Source organism: Micrococcus sp. M4NT, assembly GCF_033790745.1.
In the GTDB taxonomy this organism is placed as follows: domain Bacteria; phylum Actinomycetota; class Actinomycetes; order Actinomycetales; family Micrococcaceae; genus Micrococcus.
Genome location: NZ_JAMYEH010000009.1, coordinates 33,517 through 54,205, shown reverse-complemented (window position 1 = coordinate 54,205; position 20,689 = coordinate 33,517). Strand labels below are relative to the sequence as shown.

The 20,689-nt window shown below is 73.3% G+C and carries 18 protein-coding genes; 8 read left to right on the top strand and 10 right to left on the bottom strand.

Going from position 1 to position 20,689, the window contains the following annotated elements; genetic code table 11:
- Complete coding sequence (locus NJC10_RS07620; RefSeq protein WP_319075808.1) at positions 1-846, bottom strand: glycerophosphodiester phosphodiesterase; 846 nt, start codon at positions 844-846, stop codon at positions 1-3.
- 171 nt (positions 847-1,017) lie between these two features.
- On the opposite strand from NJC10_RS07620, the gene NJC10_RS07615 reads away from it, so the two are divergent.
- Together NJC10_RS07615 and NJC10_RS07610 are read left to right on the top strand one after the other, a co-directional pair.
- A complete protein-coding gene (locus NJC10_RS07615; RefSeq protein WP_319075668.1) occupies positions 1,018-2,130 on the top strand; it encodes a hypothetical protein in 1,113 nt (370 codons plus the stop codon).
- Positions 2,131-2,246: 116 nt separating this feature from the next.
- Positions 2,247-2,795, top strand: coding sequence for an NYN domain-containing protein (locus NJC10_RS07610; RefSeq protein WP_248116655.1), 549 nt, complete (start codon positions 2,247-2,249; stop codon positions 2,793-2,795).
- A gap of 18 nt (positions 2,796-2,813) precedes the next feature.
- Here NJC10_RS07610 and NJC10_RS07605 read toward each other — a convergent pair whose 3' ends face one another.
- Positions 2,814-3,281, bottom strand: a complete 468-nt coding sequence (locus tag NJC10_RS07605) for an Lrp/AsnC family transcriptional regulator (protein ID WP_319075666.1) — start codon at positions 3,279-3,281, stop codon at positions 2,814-2,816.
- A gap of 120 nt (positions 3,282-3,401) precedes the next feature.
- On the opposite strand from NJC10_RS07605, the gene NJC10_RS07600 reads away from it, so the two are divergent.
- The 3 genes from NJC10_RS07600 to NJC10_RS07590 all read left to right on the top strand — a co-directional run bounded on the left by NJC10_RS07600 (position 3,402) and on the right by NJC10_RS07590 (position 7,587).
- Positions 3,402-4,832, top strand: coding sequence for a DUF6421 family protein (locus NJC10_RS07600; RefSeq protein WP_319075664.1), 1,431 nt, complete (start codon positions 3,402-3,404; stop codon positions 4,830-4,832).
- 40 nt (positions 4,833-4,872) lie between these two features.
- Positions 4,873-5,946: a threonine aldolase family protein gene (locus tag NJC10_RS07595; protein WP_319075662.1), complete on the top strand. Its 1,074-nt coding sequence runs from the start codon at positions 4,873-4,875 to the stop codon at positions 5,944-5,946.
- A gap of 216 nt (positions 5,947-6,162) precedes the next feature.
- The gene (locus NJC10_RS07590) at positions 6,163-7,587 is read left to right on the top strand and encodes an amino acid permease (RefSeq protein WP_248116820.1); all 1,425 of its coding nucleotides are present in this window, start codon (positions 6,163-6,165) and stop codon (positions 7,585-7,587) included.
- Between the two features lie 40 nt (positions 7,588-7,627).
- Here the strand turns inward: NJC10_RS07590 and NJC10_RS07585 are convergent, their stop codons facing one another.
- Positions 7,628-8,473 (bottom strand): HAD-IIB family hydrolase, encoded by an 846-nt coding sequence (locus tag NJC10_RS07585; RefSeq protein ID WP_319075660.1) that lies wholly within the window; start codon positions 8,471-8,473, stop codon positions 7,628-7,630.
- 57 nt (positions 8,474-8,530) lie between these two features.
- Here NJC10_RS07585 and NJC10_RS07580 point away from each other — a divergent pair, with 57 nt between their 5' ends.
- The gene (locus NJC10_RS07580) at positions 8,531-9,613 is read left to right on the top strand and encodes a malate dehydrogenase (RefSeq protein ID WP_319075658.1); all 1,083 of its coding nucleotides are present in this window, start codon (positions 8,531-8,533) and stop codon (positions 9,611-9,613) included.
- Between the two features lie 182 nt (positions 9,614-9,795).
- Here the strand turns inward: NJC10_RS07580 and NJC10_RS07575 are convergent, their stop codons facing one another.
- Positions 9,796-10,716: a carbohydrate kinase family protein gene (locus NJC10_RS07575; RefSeq protein WP_248116822.1), complete on the bottom strand. Its 921-nt coding sequence runs from the start codon at positions 10,714-10,716 to the stop codon at positions 9,796-9,798.
- A gap of 106 nt (positions 10,717-10,822) precedes the next feature.
- Between NJC10_RS07575 and NJC10_RS07570 the strand changes: the two genes are divergently transcribed.
- Complete coding sequence (locus tag NJC10_RS07570; RefSeq protein WP_319075656.1) at positions 10,823-12,187, top strand: uracil-xanthine permease family protein; 1,365 nt, start codon at positions 10,823-10,825, stop codon at positions 12,185-12,187.
- A 25-nt stretch (positions 12,188-12,212) separates the two neighbouring features.
- On the opposite strand, the gene NJC10_RS07565 is transcribed toward NJC10_RS07570, so the two are convergent.
- The 5 genes from NJC10_RS07565 to NJC10_RS07545 form a co-directional block, all read right to left on the bottom strand.
- The gene (locus tag NJC10_RS07565; protein ID WP_319075654.1) at positions 12,213-13,034 is read right to left on the bottom strand and encodes a CPBP family intramembrane glutamic endopeptidase; all 822 of its coding nucleotides are present in this window, start codon (positions 13,032-13,034) and stop codon (positions 12,213-12,215) included.
- A gap of 143 nt (positions 13,035-13,177) precedes the next feature.
- Positions 13,178-14,014: a hypothetical protein gene (locus tag NJC10_RS07560; RefSeq protein WP_319075653.1), complete on the bottom strand. Its 837-nt coding sequence runs from the start codon at positions 14,012-14,014 to the stop codon at positions 13,178-13,180.
- A 137-nt stretch (positions 14,015-14,151) separates the two neighbouring features.
- Positions 14,152-14,877: a dienelactone hydrolase family protein gene (locus tag NJC10_RS07555; protein WP_319075651.1), complete on the bottom strand. Its 726-nt coding sequence runs from the start codon at positions 14,875-14,877 to the stop codon at positions 14,152-14,154.
- Positions 14,878-15,041: 164 nt separating this feature from the next.
- Positions 15,042-17,015 (bottom strand): AMP-dependent synthetase/ligase, encoded by a 1,974-nt coding sequence (locus tag NJC10_RS07550; protein WP_298986784.1) that lies wholly within the window; start codon positions 17,013-17,015, stop codon positions 15,042-15,044.
- A 161-nt stretch (positions 17,016-17,176) separates the two neighbouring features.
- Positions 17,177-17,713, bottom strand: a complete 537-nt coding sequence (locus NJC10_RS07545; RefSeq protein ID WP_248116665.1) for a YceI family protein — start codon at positions 17,711-17,713, stop codon at positions 17,177-17,179.
- Positions 17,714-18,111: 398 nt separating this feature from the next.
- Here NJC10_RS07545 and NJC10_RS07540 point away from each other — a divergent pair, with 398 nt between their 5' ends.
- Positions 18,112-19,071: a CoA ester lyase gene (locus NJC10_RS07540; RefSeq protein WP_319075647.1), complete on the top strand. Its 960-nt coding sequence runs from the start codon at positions 18,112-18,114 to the stop codon at positions 19,069-19,071.
- 111 nt (positions 19,072-19,182) lie between these two features.
- Here NJC10_RS07540 and tctA read toward each other — a convergent pair whose 3' ends face one another.
- A complete protein-coding gene (gene tctA / locus NJC10_RS07535; protein WP_319075805.1) occupies positions 19,183-20,688 on the bottom strand; it encodes a tripartite tricarboxylate transporter permease TctA in 1,506 nt (501 codons plus the stop codon).
- Position 20,689 lies beyond the last annotated feature (1 nt).

Below are 20,689 nucleotides of genomic sequence, written 5' to 3'. Positions count from 1 at the left end.
TCAGCGCTGCGGCCAGAGGCCGCGGCGCGTGAAGACCTCCGCGAGGACGTCGGCACGGTCGGTCATGACGCCGTCGACGCCGAGGTCCAGGAGCCGCTCGATCTCCTCGGCCTCGTCCACGACCCACACGTGCACGGGCAGGCCCGCAGCGTGGCAGCGGCGCACGAAGTCGGCCGTCACCACCCGGATGCGCCCGTTCCGGATCGGCACCTGCACGCAGTCGATGTCGAGGGCGTGGCGGCGCAGCCACCCCGTGAGGCCAAGCGGGCCGAGCAGGACGAGCGCGGCGATGGCGGCGGCCCCGCCCGACGTCGCGATGCGGTGCGGGCCGTGCGCGCGCTCGGCGTGGCCGAGGGCGGTGAGAGAACGCCGGAAGAGGCGGCGGCGGGAGTCGTGGAAGGACGCGACGAGCACGCGGTCCCACGCCTCGTGCTCGGCGAGCAGGTGGGCCATGGCGGGGGCGGCCGCGCGGTCCTTGAGGTCCACGTTGAGGCGGGCCTCGGGGAGTGCGGTGAGGAGGTCGGCGAAGCGCAGGAGCGGCTCGCCGCCGACCGTGACGGAGTGGAGCTGCTCCCACGTGACGTCGGAGATCCGGCCGCGGCCGGTGGTGACGCGGTCCAGGGTCTCGTCGTGGAAGACCACGAGCACGCCGTCCTTCGTGGTGCGCACGTCCAGCTCGAGGTAGGCGAAGCCCGCATCACAGGCCGACTGGAACGCCGCCAGCGAGTTCTCCCGCTCGTTCCCGGCGCCGCGGTGCGCGAAGCCGAGGGGCCGGCCGGCACGGCCGGGCAGGGAGTCCGCGAGGTAGGCGGGGGCGGGACGGGGTGTTGGCCGGGGCGCACGCAGGGAGCGCGCGGGACGGGCACGCGGGGACGGCGACGGGCCTGAGAACGGCACGGTTCGGCGGGTCACGGGGTCAGGGTAGCGGGCGCCCGGAAACCTCCCGTTACGAGTCCGACGGCGACGAGGGTGCTTCCTAGACTGGACCCACCTCGTCCCCGTCTTCAGGAGCCCTCCGTGCCCCGCACCTCGTCCCGCTCGCGTGGCCGGGCCGGGCCGTCCTCGCGCCCCGTCCACCACCGCTTGATCTGGGTCGACGTCGCCCGCGGGCTCGCCCTGATCAGCATGATGATCGCCCACACCGCGCCCACCGGCGGCCCCGGCGGTGTCCTCAACCTCACCGAGCACCTCACGGCGGCCCTGTTCGCGGCGCTCGTGGGCGTCTCCGCCCGCCTCGAGGTCCAGCACCTGGGCATCGGCCGCGCGGCGGCCCGCGCGGTCATCCGGGCGCTCGTCCTCGCGGCGTGCTCCTGGCTCGTCGGGTTCTTCGGCGCCCAGGTGCACGACATCCTGGGCCACCTCGCCGTCGTCGCCCTCCTCACGGGCCTGCTCGCCGCGCTCCCGCTCGCCGCGCAGCTCGTCCTCGCCCTCCTCTCGGGGTCCGGCGGCGTCGCCCTCGTGGCCCAGGGCACGACGGCGGCCGTCGCCGCACTCCTGCCGCTGGCCGACGCGGTGGGCCTGCCCGCGGACCGCCTCGCGACGGGCGTGGCCACGATGCTCACCGACGCGCCCTACCGCCTGCCCCTGCTGCTCGCGTGGGCGCTGCTCGGATCGGTCGTACTGCGCACCCTGCACGGGACCCGCGAGGACCCGGCCCGCCGCATGCGCGTGGACGCGGTGTGGTGGGCGGTCGGCGGGGCGGCCCTGGCCGGCGTCGTCCTCGCGTCCTCCCGCGCGAGGACCGGTGCGATGCCCGTCCCGTACTCCGGCACCGTGCCCGAGGTCCTCGTGGACACCGGCCTGGTGCTGCTGGTGCTGGGACTGTGCGCCGCCGTCGTGCCGAACCACGCGAACCCCGCCACCGAGCTGCTCTCCATCCCGGGAGCGATGACCCTGTCCGTGTACGTGGCGCACCACGCCTACCTCGGGTGGGTGGCGCACCTGGCGGGGCCCGGCCCGTGGCGCACTCCCGGCGGCGCGGACGACACGTGGTTCAACGTGGTCGTGCTGATCCTCGGCGCGATCGCGCTGCCGCTGCTGTGGCGCACGTACGTGCGGTCGCGGCCCTGGCGGGCGGGCCCGATCGAGGGCGTGGCGCGCCTCGTGACGGACCGGATCGGCGGCCGCTGATGGCCCGCCGCGCCGACCTTCCCGCGGGCTCGCTCGAGACGCCCGCCGTCGAGTTCCACCCCGCCACCGCCACCGCCCCGCGGACCGCGTCCGCCCCGCGGGGTAGCCTCGAGACCGTGAGCGAGCGAACCACCTACCTGCTGGTCGACGGCGAGAACATCGACGCGACCCTCGGCACGTCCATCCTCCAGCGGCGCCCCCAGTCCGACGAGCGGCCGCGCTGGAAGCGCCTGCTCCACTTCATGCAGGACCACTGGAACCAGCCCGTCAAGGGCCTGTTCTTCCTCGCCATCGACGGCGAGATCCCGATCCCCTTCGTGCAGGCGCTCACCGCACTCGGCTACCAGCCGATCATGCTGCGCGGCGAGGGCAAGGTCGTGGACCTCGGCATCCAGAAGACCATGGCCGCGCTCCAGGCACGCGAGGACGACGTCGTCCTCGTCAGCCACGACGCCGACTTCGCCCCACAGCTGGCCGACCTGGCCTCCACCCCGGGCCGCCGCACCGGCATCATCGGCTTCGAGGAGTTCCTCTCCGGCATCCTGCGGGCCATCCCGGGCGTGGAGTTCTTCGACCTCGAGTACAAGGTCGAGGCGTTCGACTCGTCCTTGCCGCGCCTGCGCGTCATCGACGTCGCCGAGTTCGATCCGCTCGAATTCCTCTGAGCCACCGGGCCCCGTGCGTCAGCGCACCGGGCCGGGCTCCTCGAGGGGTAGCATCGGGCGGTGCTCGTAGAAGGTCTGCAGCACCACGGTGGTCCGCGTGTTCACGGAGGCCACGTGGCGGATCTCGTTGACGAGCGCCTCGAGCCCGCGTGGCGAGCCCACCCGGACGAACAGCATGTACGCCGCGTCCCCGGCCACGGAGTGGCAGGCCTCGATCGCGGCGATCCCCTCCAGGAGCTGCGGCGCGTCGTCGGGCTGCCGGGGGTCCAGCGGCGTGATCTCGATGAAGGCCGCGAGCGGCTTGCCGACCGCCTCGGGGTCCAGCAGCGCCCGGTATCCGGTGATCACCCCGCTCCCCTCGAGCTTGCGCAGCCGCGCTTGCACCGCGGACGAGGAGAGGCCGACCCGCTCCGAGAGCTGGGCGAGGGTGGCACGCGGATCGCGGGAGACCTCCGCGGCCAGGCGCACGTCGACGGGGTCGTCCATGGGCCGAACGCTAGCAGGCACGCCCCGTGTGCTTGACATCACACCCGTGAGGTGATGATTCTTCTGTCTACAGCCCGGATCGCGGGAGATTTACCGGCGACACAGCGACAGGAGGCGTTCATGACCACTTCTCTGCCCACGGAGCAGGCCATTATCGGCGAGCCGGAGGTCGTCGAGGACGCCCGCCACGCCGAGTCCCACCCGGCCTGGCTGCGGCTCAAGGCGGCCGCCACGGCACTCCAGGGACTCCAGGCCAAGGACGGCTCGGTGCCTGACCCCGTCGACCACCCCGCCGCCCGCGACCACGTCGCCGTGATCACCGCCGCCGTCGCCACGCTGGCCCCGCTCTTCCCGCACGACGCCGCCTACCTCGCCGCCCTGCCCCGCGACTTCGCGCGCTGGGAGGCGGACGGCTTCGGCGTGCCCGACTTCCTGGACTCCCTCGGGGCGTTCCAGCCCCAGGAGCACCGCGTGGACGGCATCCGTCACCTCGTGGTCTTCCCGATGTACACCCAGAACGGCTCGCCCGACCGACACGTCGAGGCCCTGATCGTGGAGGCCATCTGGCCGGAGTTCATCGCGGACCTCGAGGCCGGCGACTACGGCAACAAGCTCTTCCTGTCCCTGCGGCTGATCGACTTCACGCCGGGCTACGACACGAACTCAGCGGTGCTGTTCCCCGAGACCGTGGCGATGCGCGAGATCCCCACGTTCACGTGGGGCGCGATCTTCCAGGACCGCGAGGCGGCCCGCTTCCGCCGCGTCGTCGCCGCGGCCGCGGACATCACGAAGCTGGACCTGCCCGCCGACGCCGCGGAGCTCGTGGCGGACCAGGACCTCGCCGAGAGGACGTTCGTCATGTGGGACCTCATCCACGACCGCACGCACATGCGCGGCGACCTGCCCTTCGACCCGTTCATGATCAAGCAGCGCATGCCGTTCTTCCTCTACACGCTCGAGGAGATGCGCTGCGACCTGACCGCGTTCCGCGAGTGCGTCCGGATCGAGCAGGCCCTCACCGCCCGCGCGGAAGCCGGGGAGGACCTGACCGAGACGGAGCAGGCGACCCTGCGTCACGCGAAGCTCGTGCAATACGCCGTGCTCTTCGACCGCGTCTTCCGCTTCGCGCTCACCGGCTCCCGCGTGCGCAACTACGACGGCCTCGGCGGCCAGCTGCTCTTCGCGTGGCTCCACCGCCGGCACGTGGTGGAGTGGCGGGACGTGAAGCTCAGCGTGGACTGGGAGGGCCTGGCGCCGGCCGTCGTCGAGCTCGGCGACGCGATCGACCGGCTGTACTGGGAGTCCATCGACCGCCCCAAGACCGTGCACTGGCTCAAGGCCCACGAGCTGGTCGCGTCCGTGGTGGCCCCGCATCCGGCCTCGGCGTGGGCGCAGGGCCTCCCCCAGGACGTGCTGGCGGGCCCGCCGAAGGGGCTCACCGACCTCGTGCTCGACGACGAGTTCCCGCTCTCCATGTTCTTCGAGGCGCTCGAGAAGAAGATGCGGGGCGTCATCGCCTCCACGGCCGGCATCCGCGCCACGGACGCCTGAGGCGCGTCGCACGATGACCACCCACCGGAAGGGGACCGACATGCAGAGGATCCACGACGCCGAGAGCCGCGGGTTCGCCTCGGACAACTACTCCGGGGTGCACCCGGAGGTCCTCGCGGCGATCGCCGAGGCCAACGGCGGCCACCAGACCGCCTACGGCGAGGACGCCTACACCGCCCGGCTGCAGGAGGTGGTCCGCGGGCACTTCGGCGAGCAGGCGCAGGCCTGGCCGATGTTCAACGGGACGGGCGCGAACGTCGTCGCCCTGGAGTCCATGCTGCCGCGCTGGGGCGCGGTGGTCTGCGCGGACACCGCCCACATCCACGTGGACGAGGGCGGCGCGCCGGAGAAGGCCGCCGGGATCAAGCTCCTGCCCGTGTCCACCCTGGACGGCAAGCTCACCCCGGAGCTGATCGACGCCGAGGCGTGGGGATGGGGGGACGAGCACCGGGCCCAGCCCCTCGTCGTCGCGATCACGCAGTCCACCGAGCTCGGCACCCTGTACACGCCGGAGGAGATCCGCGCGATCACCGAGCACGCGCACGCGCGCGGCATGACGGTGTTCCTGGACGGGGCGCGGATCGCCAACGCCGCGGCCGCGCTCGACCTGCCGCTGCGCGCGTTCACCACGGACGCCGGCGTGGACGTGCTCTCCCTGGGCGGCAGCAAGAACGGGGCGCTCGCCGCGGAGGCGATCGTGGTGCTGAACCCGGACGCCGTGCAGGGCCTGGCCTACCTGCGCAAGCACCAGATGCAGCTCGCGTCCAAGATGCGCTTCGTCTCGGCGCAGCTGATCGCGCTCTTCGACGGGGACCTGCACCTGCGGATCGCCGGCCACGCGAACGCCATGGCCCGGCGCCTCAGCGACGCCGTGGCGGCCGGCATCGCGGACGGCTCCCTCCCCGGGGTGGCGCTGACCCAGAACACCGACGTCAACGCGGTCTTCGCGACCCTGCCGGCCGGCGTCGCGGACCGGCTGCGCCGGTCCTTCCGGTTCTACGACTGGGACCCCGCGACGGGCGAGGTCCGCTGGGTGTGCAGCTTCGACACCACGGAGGAGGACGTCGACGCGTTCGTCGCGGCCCTGCGCGAGGAGCTCGCCGCGGCGGGCTGACCCGAGGGCGACGCGCGCCGCGGCCGCGTCCGGGTGTAGAGTTCTGCGACCTCGAATCCGGGGTGGAGGCGCCCGACGTGCGCCCGCCCCCAGCGACGAAAGACCTCCGTGGACTCCAGAGACACCCCCGGCTCTGCCCTGCCGGCCGGCAGCACCGCCGCCGGCCCCGCCGCCAGCACCGCCGCCCTTCCCGCCCCGTCAGAGGCGCACAACGGCCTGCGCCGCACCCTGGCCGCCCGCCACCTGATGATGATCGCGATGGGCGGCGCCATCGGCACCGGCCTGTTCGTGGCCTCCGGCAACAGCATCGCCACCGCCGGCCCCGGCGGCGCGCTGCTGGCGTACGTCGTCATCGGCTTCATGGTGTTCCTGCTCATGCAGTCCCTCGGCGAGATGGCCACCTACCTGCCGGTCTCGGGCGCCTTCGAGGAGTACGCCACCCGGTTCGTCAGCCCCTCGTTCGGCTTCGCCATCGGCTGGAACTACTGGTACAACTGGGCGATCACGGTGGCCGCGGAGCTCGTCGCGGCCGCCCTGGTCATGCGCTACTGGCTCCCGGACGTCCCCTCGTGGGCCTGGTCCGCGCTCTTCCTGGCGATCCTCTTCGGCCTCAACGCGCTCTCCACCCGGGCCTACGGCGAGTCCGAGTTCTGGTTCTCGCTCATCAAGGTCGTCACCGTGGTGGTCTTCCTCGTCCTCGGCGTCATGATGATCGCCGGCATCCTCGGCGGCGCCGCCCCGGGCTTCGAGAACTGGACCACCGGCGAGGCCCCGTTCGTGGGCGGCGCCCCGGGCATCCTCGCGATCTTCCTGGTGGCCGGCTTCTCCTTCCAGGGCACCGAGCTCGTCGGCGTCGCGGCCGGCGAGGCGGAGGACCCGGAGAAGAACGTCCCGAAGGCCATCCGCACCGTGTTCTGGCGCATCCTGCTCTTCTACGTCGGCGCGATCACCGTGATCGGCTTCCTGATCCCGTACACCAGCCCCAACCTGCTGGGCAGCGGCGTGGAGGACATCTCGATCTCCCCGTTCACCCTGGTGTTCGAGAACGCCGGCGTGCTGGCCGCGGCCGCCGTGATGAACGCCGTGATCCTCACAGCGATCCTCTCCGCCGGCAACTCGGGGCTGTACGCCTCCACCCGCATGCTCTGGGCCCTGGCCGACTCGGGGAAGGCCCCGCGGTTCCTCGCCAAGGTCAACCGCCGCGGCGTTCCCATGAACGCGCTGCTGGTCACCACCGCCGTCGGCGCCCTGTGCTTCCTCACCACCCTCGTCGGAGACGGGGCCGCCTACGTGTGGCTCGTCTCCGCCTCCGGACTGGCCGGGTTCATCGTGTGGATGGGCATCGCGTGGAGCCACTACCGGTTCCGCCGCGCGTACATCGTCCAGGGCGGCCGCCTCGAGGACCTGCCCTACCGCGCCGCGCTCTTCCCGTTGGGCCCGATCGTCGCGCTGCTGCTGTGCACCGTGGTGGTCCTGGGGCAGGGGTACGGGGCGTTCGGCGAGGGCGTGGACCTGCTCGCCGCAGCCACCGCGTACCTCGGCCTGCCGCTGTTCCTGGCCCTGTGGCTCGGCCACAAGCTGGTCACCGGCTCGAAGCCGGTGCGCGCCGAGGACGCCGACCTCACCCGCGAGCGCTGGTGACCCCGGCGGGCAGGCCGGGCCGGTCGGCCGCGCCCGCCCGTCAGCCCTCCGGCAGCGCCAGCAGCTCCTCGATCGCCCCGGCCACGCCGTCGTCGTCGCAGGCCCCGACCACCGCGTCCGCCGCCGCGCGCAGGCTCACGTGGCCTGAGGCCACGGCGCAGCCGAGGCCCGCCCACGCGAGCATCTCGGCGTCGTTGGGCATGTCCCCGAAGGCGACGACGTCCGCCGGCGCGATCCCCCGGCTCGCCGCGAAGTCCGCGAGGGTGGCCGCCTTGTGCACGCCCGGCGCGGACATCTCCACGAGGGCCACGCCGGGCGCGGAGTGCGTCGCGCTGACGAGCTCCCCGAGCTCGGCGCGCGCGGCCTCCAGGAACGCGTCCGGCTCGAGGGCGGTGGAGCGGGCCATCAGCTTCACGACGACGGCCTCCGCGGGCAGCACGCCCTCGAGGGCAGCCGCGGCCGGCGTGGCGTCCTCGAACGCCGACGCCTCCGTGAACGCGGTCTCCCAGAAGAAGCCGTCCAGTGTCTCGGCGCCGAACGTGGCGGTGGGGTCCAGGGCCCGCAGCCGCTCGACCGCCGTCCACACCGTCCCCCGCTCCATCGGGCGGGACTCGAGCACCTCGCCGGTCGCGGGATCCACCACCACGGCGCCGTTGGAGCAGATCACCGGTCCGACGTCGCCCAGCTGGTCCGCGAGCGCGTCCAGCCAGCGCAGCGGCCGCCCCGTCACGAACACGACGACGACGCCCGCCTCGTGCGCCGACCGCAGCGCCGCGATGGTCCGCGGGGAGAGCCGCCCCGAGCGGGTGTGCGCGTAGCCGATGACGGTGCCGTCCAGGTCCGTGGCGACGAGCCGGGGGCGGCGGATCGAGGTCGGCAGAGGCATGCGTCGAGTCTAGGCGGGGTCCTCGCGAGGGGCGCGGGCAGTTGGCAGGATGAGCGCATGGACACCCAGAGCAGCGCCGCGCGCACCGCCCCCGCCCCCATGAGTGCGGCCCAGACCCCCCGCACCGTCACCGTCACCGGCGCGGCCGGCAACATCGGCTACGCGCTGCTCTTCCGGATCGCCTCCGGCGAGATGCTCGGCGCCGACGTCCCCGTGCGCCTGCGCCTGCTCGAGGTCCCGGCGGCGCTGCGGGCCGCCGAGGGCACGGCGATGGAGCTCGCGGACGCGGCGTTCCCCCTCCTCGCGGACGTCCAGGTCACGGGCGATCCCGCGGTGGCCTTCGACGGCGTGCAGCACGCCCTGCTCGTGGGCGCCCGCCCGCGCTCGGCCGGCATGGAGCGCGGCGACCTGCTCGAGGCCAACGGCGGCATCTTCGGGCCCCAGGGCCAGGCGATCAACGACCACGCAGCGGAGGACGTGAGCGTCGTCGTCGTGGGCAACCCGGCGAACACGAACGCGCTGATCGCCGCCTCCCACGCTCGGGACGTGCCGGCCGACCGCTTCACCGCGCTCACCCGCTTGGACCACAACCGCGCGGTCTCGCAGCTCGCGGCGAAGGCCGGCGTCGCGGTGACCGACGTGGACGGCATCACCGTCTGGGGCAACCACTCGGCCACGCAGTTCCCGGACCTCACCCACGCGCGCGTGCGGGTGGGCGGCGCCGACGGCGGCTGGCGCCCCGCGCTCGAGGTCGTGGACGCCGGATGGGCCGCCGAGGAGTTCATCCCGCGGGTGGCCGAGCGCGGCGCGGAGATCATCAGCGTGCGCGGGGCGTCCTCGGCGGCGTCGGCCGCGAGCGCGACGATCGACCACATGCGCGACTGGTTCCTCGGCACGGGCGTGGGCACGGACGGGCAGGCCCGGCGCACCTCCGCGGCGATCGTGTCCGACGGCTCCTACGGCGTGCCCGAGGGCCTGATCAGCTCGTTCCCGGTGGTGTCCGAGGGCGGGCAGTGGCGGATCGTGCCGGGCCTGGAGCCAGACGCCGCTCTGCTGCCGGACGCGGCTGAGCGCCTGGAGAGGACCGTGGCCGAGCTCGACGAGGAGCGGGAGGCCGTCACGGGGCTCGGGCTGCTCTGAGCGAGCCGGCTGGGGAACGGGCGGGCGCCAGGCGACGGGACGCCGCCCGCCCCTCAGGGTGGTCACGACACGCCGTCTGGAGACATGGCACGCGGCGTGTTGTGACCACTCTGCGTCCGACGGCGTCCGCCCGCGGCGTGTTGTGACCACTCTGCGTCGGACGGCGTCCGCCCGCGTCGTCGTCAGCCCGCGAGCTCGGCCCGCGTCGGCGGGTCGGCGCCCGGGCGGGACGCCGTGATCGCGGAGGCTCGGGAGGCGTAGATCAGCACGGACTCGACGTCGGCCGGGTCCATGGCGTGCAGCCGCTCCCGGTGGGCCGCGCCGAGCAGGGAGCGGTCGTCGAGGGCGGCCAGGAGCGCCGCGGTGAACGAGTCGCCGGCACCCACGGTGTCCGCGACGTCCACGGGGACGATCGGGCGCTCGCGCACGCCGTGTGCAGTGACGGCCACGATGTCCTCGGCGCCGCGCGTCATGACCACGAACGCCGGGCCCATGGCCTGCCACGCCTTCAGGGTCTCGAGCAGCGGCCGGTCCGGGTAGAGCCAGGCGATGTCCTCGTCAGAGGCGTGGACGACGTCGGAGAGGCGCACCGACTCCTCGGCGCGAGCACGGGCGAACACCCGGTCCGGGACGATGCTGGGCCGCACGTTGGGGTCGTAGCTGACGGTGGTCTCCGGGGAGAGCGCCTCGAGCAGACCCATGACCTCGGCGTCGCCGGGGGCGAGCATCGTGGCGATCGAGCCGGCGTGCACGTGCTTGAGGGACCCGCCGGCGGCCGCGCGGAGGTCCCGCACGAGGGCGGCGGCGGGCGGCAGCGTCCAGTCGAGGTCGAACTCGTAGCTGGCGGCGCCCGTCGGGTCCAGGCGCGCGGTGGCCTGCGACGTCGGGGAGGAGTCCGGCTCCAGGAGGCTGCGCACGCCGTTGCCCTCGAGATGGGCGGCGATCATGGCGCCGTACTCGTCCTGGCCGAAGCGGCCGGCGAACAGCACGGGGCGCTCCAGGCGGCTCACGCCGACGGCCACGTTCAGCGGGCTCCCGCCCACGTGCGCTCGGGGCGTGGCGGTGTCCGAGAGGACCACGTCCACCAGGGCCTCGCCGATCACTCCGAAGTACTCAGACACACCTCAAACGGTACCCTACAGACCGACGCGCGCCCCGAGCCGAAGCCCGGTCCGGCGCCCTCATCCACTCCTGAACGGCAAGGCGGCCATGGCCCACAGCACCCCCACCTCACCCGCTCGGCACGCCGACCCCTCCCGGGGGTTCGGCTGGCGCCTCCACGGCGACGGCCGCACCATCACGCCGGGCACCGTCGTCGCCCCGGACGAACGCCTCACCTGGCCACGCACCGTGGGCATCGGCGTGCAGCACGTGATGGCCATGTTCGGCGCCACCGTGCTCGTTCCCGCCATCACCGGCATGCCCGCGACGACGGCGCTGCTCTTCTCCGGCATCGGCACCCTGCTGTTCCTCGTGATCACCGGCAACCGCCTGCCGAGCTACCTCGGCAGCTCGTTCGCGTTCATCGCCCCGCTCACGGCGGCCACCGCGCTCGAGGGCACGGGCGCCGCGCTCGGCGGCATCATGGCGACGGGGCTGCTGCTCGCGGCGATCGGCGTCGTCGTGCACCTGTCCGGCACCGGCTGGATCCACGCCCTCATGCCGCCCGCCGTGATGGGCACCATCGTGGCGCTGATCGGCCTGAACCTCGCCGGCGCGACGACGGCGGCCATGCAGGAGGTGCCCCTGACCACCTTCGGCACGGCGCTGGCGGTGGTGCTCACGGCGGTGCTGTTCCGCGGCCTCGTCGGACGGCTGTCCATCCTCGTGGGCATCCTGGCCGGGTACGTGCTGGCGCTGGCCCAGGGCCAGGTGGACTTCACCGCGGTCGGCGAGGCGGCCTGGGTGGGCCTGCCGCCGTTCCACGCGCCCGAGTTCAGCCTCCAGGTGCTGCCGCTGTTCCTGCCGGTGGTGCTCGTGCTGATCGCCGAGAACATCGGCCACGTCAGGACCGTCGGCCTGATGACCAAGCGGGACCTCGACCCGCTCACCGGCCGCGCTCTGATCGCCGACGGCCTCTCCACCACCTTCTCCGGCCTGGGCGGCGGTGTCGGCACCACCACGTACGCGGAGAACATCGGCGTCATGGCGAGCTCGCGGGTGTACTCGACCGCCGCGTACTGGGTGGCCGGCCTCACCGCGATCGCCCTCGCCTTCCTGCCCAAGTTCGGGGCCGCCGTCGCGACCATCCCGGCCGGTGTGGCCGGCGGCGCCGGCATCATCCTCTACGGCATGATCGGCGTGATGGGCGTGCGGATCTGGGTCCAGAACCGCGTGGACTTCTCCAACACCATCCACCTCATGACGGCGGGCGCGGGCCTGATCGTGGCGATCGCGGACCCGCAGCTGACGGCGGGCGGGCTGGTGTTCGGCGGCATCACGCTCGGCACGATCGCCGCGCTCGTGGTGCACCACCTCATGACGGCCGTGGCCCGCTGGCGCGGCACCGAGCCGGTCCCCGAGGACGAGGACGCCGAGCGGTACGAGGCCACCCAGGCCGGCCGCCTCGGCTGAGGTGGGCGGCGAGCCCTGCCGGGGCTCACCGCGTCAGCAGGTACGCCGCCACGGCCCAGCCGTTCATGATCAGGTGCGCCAGGATGTTCATCGCGATGTTCCGGTACCGCCACCACAGCAGGCCCAGGAACAGGCCCGACGTGCCCTGCACCGCCACGATCAGTGCGGCATCCCGGGCCAGGTCCGTGGACCCGTGCGTGCCGAAGTGCATGAGCCCGAACAGCACGCACGTCAGCGCGATGCCCGCCGCGGGCCCCAGCCACACCTCCAGCCGCGTCTGCAGCCAGCGGCGGTAGAACAGCTCCTCGCCCACGCCCGCCGTCAGCGCCGTCACCGCCGCCCCGAGGAGCAGGAACGTCAGGTCGTCGCCGGAGAAGTCCGCGGCCGGCACCCACGGCGCCGCCTGGGACAGCCACGCCCACACCACGACGACGGCGAGCGGCGCCCACCAACGCCACGCCCCTCCAGCGCGGAGCACTTCCACCCCGCCACGCCACACGAAGCGCAGCGCGAGGGCGGGCAGCACCATGAACAGCAGGGCCTTCGAGAGCACGAAGTCCACGTCGGACAGCGGCGAGAGGCCGAGCCCGATCGTGAGCACGGCCAGCCCGACCAGGAAGGCCGTGCCGTGCCGGAACGCCCGCGCCTCTCCCATCACCGCCGGTTGGGACGTCCGACGGGGCGGCAGCAGGAGGGTCAGAGCGACACCCACCACGGGCGGCAGGAACACCTGCCACAGGGGCAGGGTCGGGGCGGAGGGGTCGGCGGAGACGGTCAGCCCGTTCGGATGGCCCAGGACCACTGACCCCACAGAGAGCGCATACGCCAGGGCGCACGCGGCCAGCACGGCCGTGCGCAGCGTCCGGGAGGCCCGCCCACCTCGGCCGCCCCCGTCGACGCCGCCTGCGCCGTGCGCCCCCTTCACCGCGGATGGGCCCCACGGCGCAGGGCTCGTCCTGTCGGCGGTGCTCGTCATGTCTGCCCGCCGGGTCATCGCGAGCTCCCGGGTCGCCGTCCCCGGCTCACGCCGACGAACGTCTGGACCAGCGGCGTGTCCGCCTCCTTGAGCCAGGCCAGGCCCACGTCCCAGCCGGGATGACGGGGGTCGCCGGCCTCGTAGGCGGCCCCCTCCGCGGACACCTCGCCCTCCATTCCCGTGTCCTCGACGGCGGCCTCGCCCTCGAGCTCCTGGAGCATCGCTTCGGCCTCGCGGTCGGCGCGGGACTTGCCCACGACGTCGTCCAGCGCGCTGGCCACGGGCAGCACCACGACGTCCTTGCGGCCGAACATGCGCGCCACGGACATCGGCAGCACGACGTGCCCGGTGCCGGACGCGGCGATCTCGATGGCCATGCGCTCGCCCGCGCCCGGCACCTCGGCCGGGTCCAGGGGGTCCTCGCTCGGGGCCGGGGCGAAGCGGGCGGGCTCGAGCTCCTCCTCGGGGTCGAGCTCGGCCATGGGCACGGGGCCGTCCGCGTCCACGTCCCACGCGGAGAGCAGGTGGTCCTTGCCCACGCACACCACGGGCAGCTCGGAGTACGAGGTGACCGTGTGCACGTGCCGCAGATCGACGCCGGCCGCGGTCAGCACCTCGTCCAGGGTGCGGTCGCGGCGCCACCGCACGTACCCCAGCTGGGGCAGCGGGTGCAGCGGAAGCCCGTAGGCGTCATGGGCGAGGTGCGCGAACTGCGCCGACTCGTCGTGGTTGACCAGCTTCACTACGCGCTCGCGCGAGCTGAACCGTCCGACCCACGTGGACGGCGTCGCCCCGGGGATGGTCGCCAGGAACAGCGTCTCGGGCGGGTTCTCCGCGACGTCGAAGCGCACCTTCGCCGCGGGGGCGTCGCGACGGCGGCCGGCGCCGCCCTTCGCCCCGCCGGCCTTGCCCGCACCCGTCTTGCCGCCGGGCCGTCCGGGCCGCGCGCCTCCGCCGGAGCGGGAGGGGCGGCCGCCTCGTGCGGGGCTCAGCGGACCTTCTCCTTCAGGAAGGAGACCGCGCGGCCCCAGGCGAGCTTCGCTTCGGCCTCCTGGTAGTTGCCCGCCGGGTTCTCGTCGTTGTGGAAGGCGTGGTCGGCGTCGTAGTAGAAGTACTCGACCTCCGCGCCGGACTCCTCGCGGATCTGCTGCTCCTGCTGACGGGCCTTCTCCACGGGGAACATCTGATCGCGCTCGGCGTAGTGGCCCTGGACCGCGGCGCGGACGCCGGAGAAGTCGCCGGGCACGCCCTGGCCGACCCCGTAGAACGGCACGGCCGCGGACACCTTCTCGCCCTGCTGGGCCGCGAGCGCCAGCACGAAGCCGCCGCCCATGCAGAAGCCGATCGCGCCGACGGTCTCGGAGGTGACCTCGTCGCGGGAGAGGAGGTAGTCGACCGCGCCGGCCAGCTGGCGGGCACCCTCCTCGGCGGGGAGGTTCTCCATCATCTCGCCGGCCTCGTCGCCGTCATGGGCGATCCAGCCGCCGTAGAGGTCCGGGGCGAGGGCCACGAAGCCCTCCTCGGCGAGGCGGTCGCACACGTCCTTGATGTGGTCCACGAGGCCCCACCACTCCTGGATCACGATCACGCCGTGGCCCTGGCCGGACTCGGGGAGGGCAAGGTAGCCGTGGCCCTGCTGGTCGCCGTCGCGGGAGGCGTCCTTCGTGGGCAGGTTGAACGAGACGTTCTGGTGCGGGGTCTTGGAAGCCATCATGCGCCCCACCCTACGGATCGCGCCCGGGGTGCGGCGAGGGCTGGTCGCACTCCGCGCTGTGGTCACGACACGCCGCGCACGCTCCGGGGCGGACGGCGTGTCGTGACCACAACGCGCCGGCGCGCCGGAGCGCCGAAGCGTCGGAGCGTCAGCGCTTCAGCACCTCAGCGCTTCGGCAGCAGGTGCGCGATCCGCTCCGCGAGCGCCGAGCGCTTGAGCTTCTGCGTGGGCGTGAGGAGCGCGGCGAGCTCCTCGGGGTCCGGCAGGAGCACCTTGTAGGAGCGCAGCCGCTCGGGCACGGGGACCTTCGCATTGGCGGCGTCGATGGCCGCGCCCACCGAGTCGCGGATCCGCTGCTCGGAGACCTCGATCATGCGCCCGGCCTCGTCCCTGAACCGCTCCGCGGTCTCGGCGCCGTCCCGCAGGCGGGCGGACACGGCGTCGGGCACCTGCCAGTCCGGCAGGTGACGCTGCACCCACGCGGCGAGGGCCTCGCGGTCCAGCAGGATCATGGCGGTGGGGTGGTCCAGGCCATCGCCGATCACCACGGCGTGGCCGACCGCGGGGTGCAGCTCCACCTCGCGCTCCCACGCGGCGGGGTTGATGGTCTTGCCGTTGGCGGTGACGATCACGTCCTTGACGCGACCGGTCACGGTGAGCCGGTCGTCGTCGTCGAGACGGCCGAGGTCCCCGGTGCGGAACCACTCGCCGTCGAACGCGGCGGCGGTCTCATCCTCGTCGGTGTACCCGGCGAACACGCCGGGGCCGCGCATCTGGATCTCGTCGTCGTCAGCGATCCGCACGGACATCCCGGGCAGGGGCAGGCCCACGGTGCCGGGGACCACGTCCCCCTCGCGATGGCCCACGGCGGGGGCGGTGGTCTCGGTGAGCCCGTAGCCCTCGAACACGGTCAGGCCCATGCCGGTGAACAGGCGCAGCAGGTCCGGGTCGAGCTTGGCCGCGCCGCACAGCAGGTGGGTCACCCGGCCGCCGAGCAGGTGCCGCACCCGGCGGTAGAAGAGCCGCTCGTAGAGGGCCAGCTGGGCGCGCACGGGCACCAGGAGCTTGGGGTCCTCGCCCAGCACCACGCGCCCCTTCGCGACGGCGGCCGCCCGGGCGCGCTCCCAGAGCACGCCCACGGAGAGCGGGCCCACGCGGGTGCCGCGCGCCTTCTCCTCCACGCCGAGCACGATCTTGGACAGCACGCCGGGGACCACCATCACGAAGGTCGGGCGGATCTGCCCCATGGACGGCACGGCGGCCTTCGGGTAGCCCACGTGCGCCACGGACATCCCACCGTGCAGGCAGATCATCTGCACGGCGCGGGAGAGCACGTGCGCCAGCGGCAGGAACAGCACGGTGGAGCCGCCCGGGTGCACGAACCCCCGGTAGGCCTCGGCCACGTTGAGCACCTGGTGGACGAAGGACCGGTGCAGGATCCTCGTCCCCTTGGGCTCCCCCGTGGTGCCGGACGTGAACACGATCGTGGCGACGTCGTCCAGGCCTCGGGCCGTGCGGGCCGCCTCGAGCGCCCCGTCGGTGACGTCGGCGCCGAGCGCCTCGAGGGCGCGCAGGTCGCCGGCGGGGGCGCCGTCGGCGTCGGCGTCGTCCAGGGTCCACACCGCGGACCCGTGGGGGCCGCGAGCGGCGCCGTCCCGCGCGTCGAGGGCCTCGCGCAGCGTGGCTGCGGCGGCCCGGGAGCCGGCGAAGGCGGCGCGCACGCCCACGACGTCGGCGATCGCCGCCATCTGCGTGGCCGGGGCGGAGTCGAACATGGGGACCACCACGGCGCCCGCGTAGAGGCAGGCGAGGTCCATCAGGGTCCACTCGTACCGGGTGGCGGAGACGATGGACACGGCGTCCCCCGGGCGGATCCCCAGCGCGATCAGGCCCTTGGCCAGCGCGCGCACCCGGGCGTGGAACGCGGCCGTGGTGACCGGCTCCCACGGGGCGTCGAACGGCGCGGCGGGGTGGCGCACCTGGAAGGCCACCACGTCGGGGTGCCCCGCGACGCGGCGCTCCAGGACGTCGGTGATGTTGCGCAGCTCGGCGGCGTCGGCGAGGGCGGGCATGTCCACCTGGCGGCGGGGGACCGGGGAGGCGGACGGGGCGGCGGGGACCGGGGAGGCGGAGTCCATGGTGACGATTCTCGTGCATCCGCGGCCCGCTGACCTGCACCCGGTCCGGCCACGGCGACGCCGGCCGCCCCGGAGTGGGGGCGGCCGGCGTCGTGGGGTGTCCGGGGGGGGGGGAGACGATCAGCCCCGGACGTCTGCGGGTCCGGCGGGCCGGGCCCGGATCAGGCCTGGACGAACTCGGCGTCGATCTCGATCTTCACCTTGTCGCCCACCAGCACGCCGCCGGCCTCGAGCCCGGCGTTCCAGGTCAGTCCGAAGTCCTTGCGGGAGATCTCGGTCTTGGCCTCGAAGCCCACGCGGGTGGTGCCGAACGGGTCGGTGGTCTGGCCGCCGAGCTCGACCTCCAGCTCGACCTGCTTCGTGGTCTCGAGGATGGTGAGGTCGCCGACCAGGACGAACTCCTCGCCGTCGAAGCCGCGGACCTCGGTCGAGCGGAAGGTCATGGTGGGGTGCTTCTCCACGTCGAAGAAGTCCTCGCCCTTGAGGTGGCCGTCGCGGTTGGCGTCCTTGGTGTCGATGGACTGCATGTCCACGGTGATGTCCGCGGAGGAGCGGGCGAAGTCCTCGGCGACGGTGAGGGTGCCGGAGACGGCCTGGAAGGTGCCGCGCACCTTGGAGATGCCCGCGTGGCGGACCGTGAAGCCCACCTCGGTGTGGGAGGCGTCGAGGTTCCAGGTTCCGGGGGTGACCTGCGTCATGGGGATGCTCCTTCAAGGATGTTCGGATCTGCGGTCACAGGGTGCTCCCCCGTGCTTGTTTCAAATCTAAACATCTCTCTCCATCGCGCGTCCAGGACTTGCACGTGAAAGTCAGAAACACTCCGTCACACTTCACGTGTGAACCGCGGAATCTCGTCGTTCGCGCGCCGGGGGCGCGGGCATCGTCGTCGCGACCGGTGTCCTGTAACCTGGGCCATACGTGCCGCCCACCCGCGGCCGCTCCCGGCGCCGACCCGCGCCGACGACGACGGGCCCCCACCTGGTCCTCCCCGTCCGACCGATCCGCGTGAGGCACCCCGCCCGCGGACCGTCCGACGACGACACCAGCCCCGGCGACCCGCCCCCGCGTCGCCCTCCCGCCTGAAGGAGGCCCAGCCATGACCGTCACCCTCTCCCCCTCGCCCACCCAGCCGTTCTCCCCCGTGCCCGGCCAGCGGATCGACCCCGAGCTCGCCCGCTCCTGGCTGCTCGTGAACGCCGCGCAGCCCGAGCGCTTCCAGCCCGCGGAGGACTCGGCCGCGGACATCGTCATCCTGGACGTCGAGGACTCCGTGGCCCCCGCGGACAAGCCCAAGGCCCGGCAGGACACCGTCGACTGGCTCACCTCGGGCCACACCGCGTGGGTGCGCCTCAACGGCTACGGCTCGAAGTGGTGGGAGGACGACGTCGCGGCGCTCGCCGCGACCCTGCCCGCGCACCTGGGCGGGCCGGTCGCAGAGGGCGGCCTGGCCGGCGTCGTGCTGGCGATGGTGGAGTCCACCGACCACGTGAACGAGACCGCGAAGCGGCTGCCGGGCGTGCCCGTGGTGGCGCTCGTGGAGACGGCACGCGGACTGCAGCGGATCGACTCGATCGCCGCCGCGAAGGGCACGTTCCGCCTGGCGTTCGGCATCGGCGACTTCCGCCGCGACACCGGCCTGGGCGAGTCGCCGATGGCGCTGGCGTACACGCGGTCCCAGTTCACGATCGCGGCGAAGGCCACGGGGCTGCCGGGCGCGATCGACGGGCCCACCGTGGGCTCCACCGGCGTGAAGCTCGCCGAGGCGACGGCGGTGACCGCGGAGTTCGGCATGACCGGCAAGCTGTGCCTCGCGCCGGAGCAGTGCGCGGCCGTGAACGAGGGGCTCAGCCCGTCCCAGGAGGAGCTGGCGTGGGCCCACGAGTTCCTCGCGGACTTCGAGGCCGACGGCGGCGAGATCCGCAACGGCTCCGACCTGCCCCGCAAGGCGCGCGCGGAGAAGATCCTCGGGCTGGCCGCCGCGTTCGGGGTGCACTCCACGCGGTATCCGGACCAGGACAACGCGATCACGGCGCCGTCGGACACGTACCACTACTGAGCGGGGCCGTCGCCCACCAGAAACGCGGGTTGAGTTGTCACGGGTGCGGAGGCCGCACACCGGTGACAACTCAACCCGCGTTGCCTCGGGGGGCGTGGATCCCGCCTCCGCTCAGACGTCCCGGCGGGTGCGGCTGACGACGGCGGCACGCACCGAGAACGCCAGGACGACGGCCAGGATCCCGTAGATCACCCACGTGATGGGGCTGGAGACCAGGATGGTGGGATCGCCCACCGAGCTCAGCAGCGCATCCCTGAGGCTGGTCTCGGCGAGCGGCCCGAGGACCATGCCGATCATCAGCGGGGCGAGCGGGTAGCCGTAGCGGCGCATGAGGAAGCCGAGCACGCCGAGGGCCAGCAGCATGAGCAGGTCGAACACGGCGCCCGTGGTGGCGTAGATCCCGAGCCCGCAGAACAGGGTGATCCCCGCGTACAGGTAGTGCTGAGGGATGAGCAGGAGCTTGGCCCACAGCTGGGCGAACGGGAGGTTGATGGCCAGGAGCACCACCATGGCGATGAAGAAGCTGGCCAGCAGCGCCCACACGAGGTCGGGCGAGCGGTCGAACAGCAGCGGGCCGGGCTGCAGGCCGTACTGCCGGAACGCCGCGAGCATGATCGCGGCGGTCGCCGAGACGGGCAGGCCCAGCGTGAGCAGGGCGCCCATCGCCATGCCGGTGGTCGCGTTGCCCGCGGCCTCCGGGGCGGCGAGGCCGCGGATGGCGCCCTTGCCGAACATCGGGACCCGGCGGCGCCTGTCCAGGCGGCGCTCCGCGGAGTAGGCCAGGAACGTGGGGACCTCGGAGCCGCCGACGGGGACGATGCCGAACGGCAGGCCGATCGCGGTGCCGCGCAGCCACGCGGGGGCGGCCTCGCGGAACTCGGCCCCGGAGAGCCACGGCCGGCCGGTGCGGCGGATCCGCAGGTCCCTCCGCTCGCGGCGCACGCGGGAGGCGACATGGAACACCTCGCCGAGGGCGAGGACGGCCACGGTCACGGTCACCAGCGGGATCCCGTCGAAGAGCTGCGAGGAGCCCATCGTGAACCGCTCGGTCCCGGTGACGCCGTCGATGCCCACCACGGCGATGCCCAGCCCGAGCACGAGCGATGCCAGGCCCCGAAGCACGGAGTCGGCGACCACGGAGGAGGTGGCCACGAAGGCGAACAGGGCGAGCGCGAAGTACTCGGCCGGTCCGAAGCTCGTGGAGAACTCGGCCAGCACGGGCGCCAGGAACACCACGCACACCGAGGCGATGATGCCGCCGATGAACGCGCCGATCGCCGCCGTCGCGAGCGCCTGGGCCGCGCGCCCGTCCTGGGCCATGCGGTGGCCCTCGAAGGTGGAGGCGATGGCCGAGGCCTGCCCCGGGGTGTTCATCAGGATGGCCATGGTCGAGTCGCCGAACAGGCCGCCGAAGTACACGCCGGCGAACAGGATGAACGCGGCCGTGGGCTCGAGCGCGAACGTCATGGGCAGCAGCAGGGCCACGGCCATGGACGACCCGAGGCCGGGCATGACGCCCACGGCGGTGCCGAGCAGACAGCCGAGCACCACCCACAGCAGGTTCATCGGGGTGAGGGCTCCCGCGAAGCCCTCCATCAGAAGACCGAGCGTCTCCATG

Bases quoted from the DNA above. Each gene is read 5' to 3' on its own strand.
- NJC10_RS07605 (WP_319075666.1), bottom strand. From the start codon at position 3,281: ATGGACGACCCCGTCGACGTGCGCCTGGCCGCGGAGGTCTCCCGCGAT.
- NJC10_RS07600 (WP_319075664.1), top strand. From the start codon at position 3,402: ATGACCACTTCTCTGCCCACGGAGCAGGCCATTATCGGCGAGCCGGAG.
- NJC10_RS07595 (WP_319075662.1), top strand. From the start codon at position 4,873: ATGCAGAGGATCCACGACGCCGAGAGCCGCGGGTTCGCCTCGGACAAC.
- NJC10_RS07585 (WP_319075660.1), bottom strand. From the start codon at position 8,473: ATGCCTCTGCCGACCTCGATCCGCCGCCCCCGGCTCGTCGCCACGGAC.
- NJC10_RS07580 (WP_319075658.1), top strand. From the start codon at position 8,531: ATGGACACCCAGAGCAGCGCCGCGCGCACCGCCCCCGCCCCCATGAGT.
- NJC10_RS07570 (WP_319075656.1), top strand. From the start codon at position 10,823: ATGGCCCACAGCACCCCCACCTCACCCGCTCGGCACGCCGACCCCTCC.
- NJC10_RS07555 (WP_319075651.1), bottom strand. From the start codon at position 14,877: ATGATGGCTTCCAAGACCCCGCACCAGAACGTCTCGTTCAACCTGCCC.
- NJC10_RS07550 (WP_298986784.1), bottom strand. From the start codon at position 17,015: ATGGACTCCGCCTCCCCGGTCCCCGCCGCCCCGTCCGCCTCCCCGGTC.
- NJC10_RS07545 (WP_248116665.1), bottom strand. From the start codon at position 17,713: ATGACGCAGGTCACCCCCGGAACCTGGAACCTCGACGCCTCCCACACC.
- NJC10_RS07540 (WP_319075647.1), top strand. From the start codon at position 18,112: ATGACCGTCACCCTCTCCCCCTCGCCCACCCAGCCGTTCTCCCCCGTG.
- tctA (WP_319075805.1), bottom strand. From the start codon at position 20,688: ATGGAGACGCTCGGTCTTCTGATGGAGGGCTTCGCGGGAGCCCTCACC.